At 71.2% G+C, this 5,996-nt stretch carries 4 protein-coding genes; all 4 read left to right on the top strand.

Translation table 11 applies throughout. The annotated features are described in order from the left end of the window. Positions 1-215 precede the first annotated feature (215 nt). Positions 216-518, top strand: a complete 303-nt coding sequence (locus GTW43_RS17095) for a YtxH domain-containing protein (protein WP_161302889.1) — start codon at positions 216-218, stop codon at positions 516-518. 47 nt (positions 519-565) lie between these two features. Next, positions 566-1,996: an FGGY family carbohydrate kinase gene (locus GTW43_RS17090; RefSeq protein WP_161302888.1), complete on the top strand. Its 1,431-nt coding sequence runs from the start codon at positions 566-568 to the stop codon at positions 1,994-1,996. Between the two features lie 245 nt (positions 1,997-2,241). Continuing rightward, positions 2,242-3,981 (top strand): ABC transporter ATP-binding protein, encoded by a 1,740-nt coding sequence (locus GTW43_RS17085; protein WP_161302887.1) that lies wholly within the window; start codon positions 2,242-2,244, stop codon positions 3,979-3,981. After that, the gene (locus GTW43_RS17080; RefSeq protein WP_161302886.1) at positions 3,981-5,909 is read left to right on the top strand and encodes an ABC transporter ATP-binding protein; all 1,929 of its coding nucleotides are present in this window, start codon (positions 3,981-3,983) and stop codon (positions 5,907-5,909) included. Before GTW43_RS17085 ends, GTW43_RS17080 begins: the two co-directional genes overlap by 1 nt. Positions 5,910-5,996: the final 87 nt, after the last annotated feature.

Genomic DNA, 5,996 nt, shown 5'->3' with positions numbered 1-5,996 from the left:
CCCGACTGGACTCGAACCAGTAACCTGCCGGTTAACAGCCGGCTGCTCTGCCAATTGAGCTACAGGGGAACGTCTCGTTGCTTCGAACGCATCCACCTGGGTAGTCGCCAGGCGGCGCGCGCTCGCTGCGACACATACATTAGCGCAAGCAGGGGGGTGCTCCGCCAATCGGTATCCCCCCGGTGATCATCGAGCTACGGAAAGGGTGGCCCGTCATGCGCTACCGGCTCACGTTCTTCGCCGGTCTGGCCCTCGGATACGTCCTGGGGACCCGGGCCGGACGCGAGCAGTACGAGAAGCTGCGGAAGGCGGCCCGCTCCGTCGCCCAGAACCCGGCCGTGCGGAACACGGCGGAGAGCACCGCCCAGCAGACCCGCCAGTACGCGGGCAAGGCCTTCCACTCCGTGAGCGAGAAGGTCGGCACCAAGGTGCCCGACTCGGTGGCCGGCCGGGTCCGCTCGCTGCGGGAGCGCGGCGGCGGCCCCGAGGACGACGACTGGGGCACCAGCAACACCTGACGACCGGGCGGTACGGATGAGCCCGGCGGTACGGCAGAATTTCCGTCATGGGGATAGTCGCCGGGCTGGACAGTTCGCCCGATTTCACGCGCATTGTGGTCTGTGACTCCGACACCGGGGCCGTGCTGCGGCAGGGGTACGCCCCGCATCCGCTCGAACCGGCGGAGGGCGGTGGGCGGCCCACCGACGTCGACCCCCAGGCCTGGCTGCTCTCGCTGGGCGAGGCGGCCGCCGGGGGCCTGCTCGAAGGCGTGCAGGCCATCGGCGTGTCCGCACAGGCGAACGCGCTGGTCGCCCTCGACCACCAGGGCAACACGGTGCGCCCGGCCCTGACGGGCAACGACAAGCGGGCCCAGGTCGCGGCCGCCGACCTGGTCGACCGGCTGGGCTCGCGCGAGGCGTGGGCGCAGGCCGTCGGCGTCGTCCCGCAGTCGGCCCAGCCCGTCACCAAGCTGCGCTGGCTGGCCCGCACCGAGCCGGAGAACGCACAGCGCGTCGCCGCGCTGCTCCAGGCCCACGACTGGCTCGTGTGGCAGCTGCTCGGACGGCCCGCCCGCCGCACGACCGACCGCGGCGGCGCCTCGGGCACCGGCTACTGGTCCGCGGCCACCGGCGCCTGGCGCCCCGACCTCGTCGAGCTGGCCCTCGGACAGCAGGCGGTGCTGCCCGAGGTGCTCGGTCCGGGCGACGCCGCGGGCACCACCCCGGAGGGCCTGATCATCTCGGCCGGCACCGGCGAGACGATGGCCGCCGCGTTCGGGCTCGGGGTGCGGACCGGGGACGCCGTCGTGTCGCTCGGCGCGTCGGGGTCCGTGATGGCGGTCCACCACGAGGCGCTCGCCGACGCGAGCGGCGCGATCACCTCACTGGCCGACGCGACCGGCATGCACCTGCCCGTCGTCCACACGCTCAACGCCGTACGGACACTGCGTGGCACCGCCGAGATGCTCGGGCTCGACGGCGGCATCGAGGAGCTGTCCGAGCTGGCCGGGAAGTCGACCCCGGGGGCGCACGGCCTGGTGCTGCTGCCGTACCTGGAGGGCGAGAAGACACCGCACCTGCCGCACACCGCGGGCACCCTGAGCGGCCTGCGGCGCGAGTCGATGAAGCCGGAGCACCTGGCGCGGGCCGCGTTCGAGGGCATGCTGTGCGGGCTCGCCGACGCGCTGGACGTGCTGCGCGGGCGCGGGGTCGAGGTGCGGCGGGTGTTCCTGCTCGGCGCCGCCGCCGAGCTGCCCGCGGTGCAGGCCGCGGCCCCGATGCTGTTCGGCACCCAGGTCGTGGTGCCGCAGCCCGCGGACTACGCGGCGCTGGGCGCGGCCCGGCAGGCCGCGTGGGCGCTCACCGGGCAGCTGCCGCAGTGGCAGGACGCGGCCGCGCAGGTGCTCGAGCCCGGCGAGGAGCTGCCCGTGGGGCAGGCGGTGCGCCAGCAGTACCGTGCGGTCAGGGAGCAGATCCACCCCGGCGCCTTCTCCTGAGCCGGCCGGGGCCGCAGCGGTCCCGGCGGGCGCGGCACGAGCCGGTTTTTCCGACCTGAGGGTCGGACTTTGAGCGCTCTTGGGTTAATCGGTTGAAGTAACGCGGGTGGAGTGTCCGACGATAGGGGTCCATGCGTCTTCCGTTCCGGCGGAGCGCGGGCACGTCGCCGTCCCCCCTGTGGCGGCGTGGCCAGATCCCCTGTCCACCGCTCTCACTCCAGACCGCCGACACCGAGAGACCGAGCGTGCTCATACGACTTCTGCGGACCTACCTCAGTCCGTACAAGAAACCCATCGGGCTGCTGGTGCTGCTGCAGTTCCTGCAGACCTGCGCCTCGCTGTACCTGCCCACCCTGAACGCCGACATCATCGACAACGGTGTCGTCGAGGGCGACACCGGCTACATCCTGTCCTTCGGCGCCCTCATGCTCGGCGTCACCGTCGTGCAGGTCGTCTGCAACACCGGGGCCGTCTACTTCGGCGCCCGGACCTCCGCCGCGCTCGGCCGTGACGTGCGGGCCGGTGTCTTCGACCGCGTGCAGTCCTTCTCCGCGCGCGAGGTCGGCCAGTTCGGCGCGCCCTCGCTGATCACCCGTACGACGAACGACGTGCAGCAGATCCAGATGCTGGTGCTGATGGCGTTCACGCTGATGGTGTCGGCGCCGATCATGTGCGTCGGCGGTGTCGTCATGGCCCTCGGCCTCGACGTCCCGCTGTCCGGCGTGCTGCTCGCCGTGCTGCCCGTGATGGCGATCGTCCTGACGCTGATCATCCGCAGGATGCGGCCGCTGTTCCGGTCCATGCAGGTCAAGCTGGACACCGTGAACCGGGTGCTGCGCGAGCAGATCACCGGCAACCGCGTGATCCGGGCCTTCGTCCGGGACGACTTCGAGAAGGGCCGGTTCGGCGAGGCGAACTGGGACCTCACCCAGACCTCCCTGGCCACCGGCCGGATCATGGCCCTGATGTTCCCGTTCGTCATGACGATCGTGAACGTCGCGTCGATCGCCGTCGTCTGGTTCGGCGCCCACCGCATCGACAGCGGCGGCATGCAGATCGGCGACCTGACCGCGTTCCTCGCGTACCTCATGCAGATCGTGATGAGCGTCATGATGGCCACCTTCATGTTCATGCAGGTGCCGCGGGCCGAGGTCTGCGCCGAGCGCATCCAGGAGATCCTCGGCACCGAGTCGAGCGTGGTGCCGCCGGCGCCCGACGACGCCGTGCACGAGCTGCGCCGGCGCGGCCACCTGGAGATCCGGGGTGCCGACTTCGGCTACCCGGGCGCCGAGGAGCCGGTGCTGCGCGCCGTCGACCTGGTCGCCCGGCCGGGCGAGATCACGGCGGTCATCGGCTCCACCGGCAGCGGCAAGTCGACCCTGCTGGGCCTGGTGCCGCGGCTGTACGACACGACGTCCGGCACCGTGCTCGTGGACGGCGAGGACGTCCGCGGCATCGACCCCGGCCTGATAGCACGCACGGTCGGGCTCGTCCCGCAGAAGCCGTACCTGTTCTCCGGGACGGTGGCGTCGAACCTGCGCTACGGGCGGCCCGACGCCACCGACGAGGAGCTGTGGCACGCGCTCGGCGTGGCCCAGGCCCGGGAGTTCGTCGCGGCCCTCGAGGGCGGGCTGAACGCGCCGATCACGCAGGGCGGCACGAACGTCTCGGGCGGTCAGCGCCAGCGGCTCGCGATCGCGCGCACGCTCGTGCAGCAGCCGGAGATCTACCTCTTCGACGACTCGTTCTCCGCGCTCGACTACGCCACGGACGCCGCGCTGCGCCGTGCGCTGGGCGCCGAGACGGCCGAGTCGACCGTGGTGATCGTCGCCCAGCGCGTCTCCACGATCCGGGACGCCGACCGCATCGTCGTCCTCGACGAGGGCCGCGTCGTCGGCAGCGGACGCCACCACGAGCTGATGGCGGACAACGAGACGTACCGGGAGATCGTGCTCTCCCAGCTCACGGAAGCGGAGGCGGCCTGATGGCGGGTCCTGCGGCGGCGCGGATGGCGGCGGGTGCGCCCGGTTCGCGTTCGATGGACTTCAAGGGGTCCGGCAAGCGGCTCCTCAAGCGGCTCGCCGCACACCGGGCCTCGGTGGCCGGGGTGCTCGTGGCGGTCGTGATCAGTGTGGGTCTCTCGGTGGTCGGGCCGAAGATCCTCGGCCGCGCCACCGACCTGCTCTTCGGCGGGATCATCGGCGGGCGGATGCAGCCCGGGGCCACCAAGGAGCAGGTCATCGAGGGCCTGCGGGCCAAGGGTGACAACGGCATGGCCGACATGCTCGGCGGTGTCGACTTCACCCCCGGCCAGGGCGTCGACTTCGACCGGATCGGTGAGGTGCTGCTGCTGGCGCTCGCCGTGTTCGCCGTCGCCGGCTTCTCGATGATGATCGGCACCCGGCTCGCGAACCGCGCGATCAACCTCGCGGTGATGAAGCTGCGCGGCGACATGCAGGCCAAGCTGCAGCGGCTGCCGCTGTCGTACTACGACAAGCAGAAGCGCGGCGAGGTCCTGAGCCGGGCGACCAACGACATCGACAACATCGGCCAGACGCTCCAGCAGACGATGGGGCAGATGCTCAACTCGCTGCTGACCATCATCGGCGTCCTCGTGATGATGTTCTGGATCTCCTGGCTGCTCGCGCTGGTCGCGCTCGTGACGGTGCCGTTGTCGGTGGTCGTCGCGGCGAAGGTCGGCAAGCGCTCGCAGCCGCAGTTCGTGCAGCAGTGGCGCACCACCGGCGTGCTGAACGCCCACATCGAGGAGATGTACACCGGCCACACGCTGGTGAAGGTGTTCGGCCGGCAGCAGGAGTCGGCGGAGCAGTTCGCCGAGCAGAACCAGGCGCTGTACGAGGCCTCGTTCAAGGCCCAGTTCAACAGCGGCATCATGCAGCCGCTGATGTTCTTCGTCTCGAACCTGAACTACGTGCTGGTGGCCGTCGTGGGCGGTCTGCGGGTGGCGTCCGGGTCGCTGTCCATCGGTGACGTCCAGGCGTTCATCCAGTACTCGCGCCAGTTCTCGATGCCGCTGACGCAGGTCGCGTCGATGGCGAACCTGGTGCAGTCGGGTGTGGCCTCGGCCGAGCGGATCTTCGAACTGCTCGACGCCGAGGAGCAGCCGGCGGACCCGGAGCGGCCCGAGCGGCCGGAGCGGCTGCGCGGGCACGTCGAGTTCGAGCACGTCGCGTTCCGCTACGACCCGGACCGGCCGCTCATCGAGGACCTGTCCCTCACGGCGGAGCCCGGGCACACGGTCGCCATCGTGGGGCCGACGGGCGCGGGCAAGACGACGCTGGTCAACCTGCTGCTGCGGTTCTACGACGTCACCGGCGGGCGGATCACGCTCGACGGGGTCGACATCGCGAGGATGTCGCGGGACGAGCTGCGGGCCGGGATCGGCATGGTGCTCCAGGACACCTGGCTGTTCGGCGGGACCATCGCGGACAACATCGCGTACGGGGCGTCGAAGGACGTCACCCGGGAGGACGTCGAGCGGGCGGCGCGGGCCGCGCACGCGGACCGGTTCATCCGGACGCTGCCCGACGGGTACGACACGGTGATCGACGACGAGGGGACGGGGGTCAGCGCGGGCGAGAAGCAGCTCATCACGATCGCGCGGGCGTTCCTGTCGGACCCGGTGATCCTGGTGCTCGACGAGGCGACGTCCTCCGTCGACACCCGGACCGAGGTGCTCATCCAGAAGGCCATGGCGCGGCTCGCCTCCGGGCGGACCTCGTTCGTCATCGCGCACCGGCTGTCGACGATCCGGGATGCCGACACGATTCTGGTGATGGAGGACGGGGCGATCGTGGAGCAGGGGTCCCATGACGCGCTGGCCGCCGCGGGCGGGGCGTACCAGCGCCTCTACGAGGCCCAGTTCGCCCAGGCGGTCGTCGAGGTCGACTAGCCGCCGTCGCGGGTCGCGGGGCGCGGGGCGCGGGGAATTGTCGGGTACCGGCCGTGTGTGGCTGGTCGCGCAGTTCCCCGCGCCCCT

This window comes from Streptomyces sp. SID5785 (assembly GCF_009870065.1).
Taxonomy (GTDB): domain Bacteria; phylum Actinomycetota; class Actinomycetes; order Streptomycetales; family Streptomycetaceae; genus Streptomyces.
Note: the sequence above shows the minus strand (reverse complement) of the source record. Positions and strands in the feature narration are given on the sequence as shown.

Excerpts from the sequence above, each read along its gene's own strand:
- GTW43_RS17090 (WP_161302888.1), top strand. The coding sequence starts at position 566 with ATGGGGATAGTCGCCGGGCTGGACAGTTCGCCCGATTTCACGCGCATT.
- GTW43_RS17095 (WP_161302889.1), top strand. The coding sequence starts at position 216 with ATGCGCTACCGGCTCACGTTCTTCGCCGGTCTGGCCCTCGGATACGTC.
- GTW43_RS17080 (WP_161302886.1), top strand. The coding sequence starts at position 3,981 with ATGGCGGGTCCTGCGGCGGCGCGGATGGCGGCGGGTGCGCCCGGTTCG.